Origin of the sequence: Microcoleus sp. C2D2, from assembly GCF_036702495.1 — a bacterium.
Classification (GTDB): domain Bacteria; phylum Cyanobacteriota; class Cyanobacteriia; order Cyanobacteriales; family Microcoleaceae; genus Microcoleus.
The window spans coordinates 1-1,667 of record NZ_JAUBTO010000381.1 but is presented as its reverse complement, the minus strand read 5'-3'; the positions used below and the strand labels follow the sequence as shown (position 1 = coordinate 1,667).

2 protein-coding genes are annotated in these 1,667 nt (G+C 45.7%); both read right to left on the bottom strand.

The genetic code is table 11. The features are described from left to right. Positions 1–45 precede the first annotated feature (45 nt). Complete coding sequence (locus QUB61_RS39355; RefSeq protein ID WP_333136879.1) at positions 46–756, bottom strand: type II CAAX endopeptidase family protein; 711 nt, start codon at positions 754–756, stop codon at positions 46–48. 30 nt (positions 757–786) lie between these two features. Further along, a complete protein-coding gene (locus QUB61_RS39350) occupies positions 787–1,548 on the bottom strand; it encodes a DUF6920 family protein (protein WP_333136881.1) in 762 nt (253 codons plus the stop codon). Positions 1,549–1,667: the final 119 nt, after the last annotated feature.

The window sequence follows — 1,667 nt, the reverse complement described above, 5'->3', positions numbered from 1 at the left end:
CTAGGCAATCATTTCAGGCTAAAGTTTTTACATTGCAGGCGATCGTTAAATCTGCTTAAATATCTGCGGAATGTGGGTTATAAATAGTCCCCATACGTTCAGCGAACCATGAAAAAGCGCCACTAGCAAAATACTGCCTTTAGTGCTGTTGTAAATCCAGGTATAGATAAAAGCATTGGTCACGATGCTGATAAACCAAACGAAAGGAAACTCAGACATCGGGTTGCCTACCAAAAAGACAAGCGGTAAATGCCATAAACCCCACAATATGCCCACAATGAGAGTAGCAATCAGAGCGTTATATCGTTTCTGCAAATGTGGTAATGCAAAGCCACGCCACCCAATTTCTTCGCAGGTAGTGGCGAGGAAATTTACTCCCAAACCGAAAATAACATAGGGAGATAGATTGACTGGTGGCACTGCAATTGTTACTGAAAAGCCCAATAATTTCGTGACGACTTGCGCCACAATCAGCAAAATTGCAGACCCCAGCACCGCTACGATGTACCAGATTAGGCTAACCCGCCATCGGATTAGTCCCTTGTTCAAATCCCGAATCCCTGTTTTACCATGCGTCACCTGTGACACAATAATAGCCGCAAGAGCAGGTCCAACGGCATAAAAGATGAAAAGAACTTGAAAGTAGGGACTGTTAAATGGGGCAATGCCTCGCGAGGCTAAGACGGTCGATATCATGCCAAGCCATGACATACCAAAAGCCAAGATATAGAACCAAGCAATCGGATATTTTCTCATTTTTCATTCTCTCCTTTGACATAAGTTGGTCTATCGATAGATTGCATCATCGATCGTGCCTCGGAAGAACTCGCCCTCCGACTCAAACCGATCGGAGCCAAAGTACCATCCAATCCGTAGCCGAGTTGGAATGGTGTAGCCGCAGAATGTGCCCTCTTCCTCTAAAATTCCACCGAAGTCCACATAACGGAACTCAGCATCGTCTGGATTGCCCCAGCGTGGTAGCTTACAGGTCTTGAGACAACCGGTTTGATCGAGGGTGAAATCTAGTTCGGCTCTTTCGCCTTGCACTACAAAACTGGGATGCAAGCTGGAGTCTAGATCCGATGAATCTGGACTTGCCCATGAAACGCCATCGCCGCAGAATACAGACGGTAACCAGAGTGACTCTGATTGGAGGCGACCAATAGCCGACCGTGTAATATCCGAACCACTCGCCGTCATCACAGGGAATAATCCTAAAAGCTTCCACTGCATCGCACCAATGCCGTCGATAATGCGGTCTGATCCGACAATTGGCAAGAAGCTATTCATCCATGCTGTAGCACTCCAAATCAGTCCATGTTCCCAGCAAATGACTTGCTCGGCTTTGAATGGAATCCAACTCTTCAGTTTGATTTCGCCGTGCATCTTCAAGCGAACCGCAGAAGCGAGCTTTGTTCCAGGTGCGATCGCATGGTCGAGATACCGTCTGGCGGCTTCTGGCAAGTGAGTGAAGTCATCTAAGTGGAATACACGATCCTGAGATGTGGCTGAATTCCATAGCGCATCAAGAGAAATTTGTTTGGTCATTACTGCCTCCAGTGTTTTGGTATTTTTTAATTCAAAATTTGATAAGCTGTTTCGCATTTAAATTGTGATAATAGCATTTCCTTTGTTTTTAAGTTTCCGTCCCCATTTGATAACCAATT